This is a genomic window from Rosenbergiella gaditana, from assembly GCF_018494065.1.
GTDB lineage: Bacteria > Pseudomonadota > Gammaproteobacteria > Enterobacterales > Enterobacteriaceae > Rosenbergiella > Rosenbergiella gaditana.
On sequence record NZ_JABBFR010000048.1, the window covers coordinates 1 to 2,247 of the forward strand.

A 2,247-nucleotide genomic window follows, 5' to 3' on the forward strand; every position below is an offset into this window, starting at 1 on the left:
ATAGAAATCTCCCCTGAGTTCAGGTTAGTAGAAAATTCTACTTATGAACACACCGATTTTTCGGGGGGATTACCCTATCGCCTCCGGTGAGTTTTGGTGATTCTGTAACAAGGTTTTTGCTTGGATACTCAAAATCTGCAGAAATGCATGACAGGATCATTAGTACGTTTATCGACCATGAGCACTATGTATTGTAATGTCATTCACCATATTGAATACACCACCCATTTTTGTAGCGTAATGCTATTAATATTTAACTTTTTCATCATTTTAAATAAAGATCCGACAATATTTATATATTGTAAATCTGATAGTGTAATCATCAAAATTATTACGTCATCTGAATCTTGTAGATTGTCTACACCTTCAGAATTTAAAGTAGATTACGGAGAATAATTTGTTAGCCTTGCTTTGTATATTGATAAGGGGTTAACTATTTATTAGTAAAGATGGATAGATAATCAGCCCACCATTGCACCATTAACCTAGGTTCCTCTATGTGCTCAGAGGTATGCTCTAACATTGTTACGCATGGTGTAGATAAGTAGTAATAGTTGGAAGGTGATACGGATTATCTTGCGCCCTCAATATTAGGCGAGCCTTTCTGAAAACTCTGGGAATCTATGAAATGATAAAGCTATATAGTGGAGAGTCTCGGTTGTAGTCAATGCGCCAGCCATATCTATTGCGGGATTGAACGGAACTTCTCTAAAGATAAGTTGATGATAATATATGATTTAAAAGGATTTTTCAGACTTACCCGGGCATTACTGGGAAAGTACTTGGTGCGAAGGCCGGACTCGAACATCGCAACTATCCTTATGATCTTATAGAATTAAAGTAAACAACATCAGGAAGGATACCATCATTGATACCATCACTCCCGATTGGTGATTATCGAACAGTCAATATTAGTCATTTCCGAATGATAGTGTAAAATCAATACATTTAGTAATCAATGGCCTTGAATAATAGTATAACAATGGAACTAAAAACAATGTATAGAGTAAATCAAATCATAAAAACAACAAGTGAAATGAAAACTTATGCTCCTTATAAACATTTAAATAAAAAAAGTAACTCGCTGAGAAAGATTCAAGTATATTCACTCCTTACATCTCTTTTTTCTCTTTTTTTAATGGTATTTATAGCAATTATCTACAAAGTTTTTAGCCTTCCTAAAGATCCATTTATTTTAACTGCATTAATTTTATACGCCATCAATTCTATTTCCGGTATAGTATACTTATTTACTCCAATAGTTCCCGGAGTGAAATTCATGCTCAATTTCAAAAAGGAGATTTTTAACGATCTAATTTGTGAAATTGATAACGATGAGCAAAACATACAAAAACTGATGCCCTACTCTTTGACAGAGTTAAACTATTGCATAGATTGGTTAAATATAAAGATACAAAGATTAAAATTAAGAATCAATGATTTTTTTGGAGAGAAAACCGCCGTATTATCAATACTCGGATTAGCTTACTCAGCTATTCAAGGCATTGGTGGATTAAACAAATTAGGTGATACTATATCAAAAGGTCTTTTCAATTCCGGAACAACAAATACATTAATCGTATTAGGATTAGCTTTTCTTTTGGGGTTATCACTCGGAGCATTAGCACTTAAAAATGTTGCAAACCATTTGCAATATCTGAAAGAGATACTTGAATTAACAAAAAAAATAAAGCAAGAGAATAATGAGTAAATCAATAGCATTTGCAGCCTCCTTTACTCATAAAGTAAATCCTTTTATTATCTGTATAATTACACATAGATTTGATGGATTCAATGCCGGTAGCATGGTAAAATTTCGATTATTTTTTTACTGAGTTGATAGCGGATGCCAAAGCCTTCTCATTTCAAAACTCCCCTCCGTTATCCTGGAGGTAAAGCAAAATTCTCTCCACATATAGAGCAAATTCTCCGTTGTAACGACTTAGTTGGCGGTTGCTATGCGGAACCCTATGCTGGTGGGGCAGGTGTTGCCTTAGGTTTGCTACTCAATGGTCTTGTTGAGGACATTTTCATTAATGATATAGACCCAGCACTTTATGCTTTTTGGTCTGCTGTTGTGAATCATAACGAATCATTATGTGAAATGATTGACGAAATCCGGTAATGACTCCAATTTATTGATTTAGTGTATGATGGTGTTTTTGAGGTACTTCTGTGGCTTCCATCTCCGTGTGCTGTCCCTCTTGTTCCGTGACTAAAGGCGTTGTCTGTAACGGCAAAAGTACT

The 2,247-nt window shown here is 34.7% G+C and carries 2 protein-coding genes and 2 pseudogenes; 3 read left to right on the top strand and 1 reads right to left on the bottom strand.

Going from position 1 to position 2,247, the window contains the following annotated elements:
- Positions 1-104: 104 nt before the first annotated feature.
- Positions 105-197, top strand: a pseudogene (locus HH682_RS16165) (IS1 family transposase); the annotation flags it as partial.
- A 236-nt stretch (positions 198-433) separates the two neighbouring features.
- On the opposite strand, the pseudogene HH682_RS16170 reads toward HH682_RS16165, so the two are convergent.
- Positions 434-514 (bottom strand): annotated as a pseudogene (locus HH682_RS16170) (hypothetical protein); the annotation flags it as partial.
- Positions 515-982: 468 nt separating this feature from the next.
- Between HH682_RS16170 and HH682_RS15335 the strand changes: the two are divergent.
- On the top strand, positions 983-1,711 hold the full coding sequence (locus HH682_RS15335) for a hypothetical protein (protein WP_250318735.1): 729 nt from the start codon (positions 983-985) through the stop codon (positions 1,709-1,711).
- A gap of 135 nt (positions 1,712-1,846) precedes the next feature.
- The gene (locus tag HH682_RS15340; protein WP_250318736.1) at positions 1,847-2,125 is read left to right on the top strand and encodes a DNA adenine methylase; all 279 of its coding nucleotides are present in this window, start codon (positions 1,847-1,849) and stop codon (positions 2,123-2,125) included.
- The last annotated feature ends 122 nt before the right edge of the window (positions 2,126-2,247 follow it).

What these genes read in the sequence shown, in the direction of transcription:
- HH682_RS15335 (WP_250318735.1), top strand. Translation starts at nt 983, where the DNA reads ATGGAACTAAAAACAATGTATAGAGTAAATCAAATCATAAAAACAACA.
- HH682_RS15340 (WP_250318736.1), top strand. Translation starts at nt 1,847, where the DNA reads ATGCCAAAGCCTTCTCATTTCAAAACTCCCCTCCGTTATCCTGGAGGT.